We start from the raw sequence: 223 nt of genomic DNA on the forward strand, positions 1-223 counted from the left end.
GTAGTAGAATCACAAGTGGAAGAACAACCAATGCAGCAGGTGGTAGTAGAATCACAAGTGGAAGAACAACCAATGCAGCAGGTGGTAGTAGAATCACAAGTGGAAGAACAATCAGTGCAGCAAGTAGTAGCAGAGCCACAAATGGAAGAACGCCCAGTGCAGCAAGTAGTGGAAGAGCAAGTACAAAAGCCAATTTCAAGTACGGAAGTACAAGAGAAAGCAT

General features: G+C 44.4%; 1 protein-coding gene. It reads left to right on the plus strand.

Features of this window, described 5'->3' with window-relative positions; all coding sequences use genetic code 11:
- Positions 1-223, plus strand: a 223-nt coding sequence (locus MR160_RS34630) for a hypothetical protein (protein WP_242299275.1), incomplete at both ends; no start/stop codon positions are given.

This window comes from Bacillus cereus group sp. BfR-BA-01382 (genome assembly GCF_022663475.1).
GTDB lineage: Bacteria > Bacillota > Bacilli > Bacillales > Bacillaceae_G > Bacillus_A > Bacillus_A thuringiensis_S.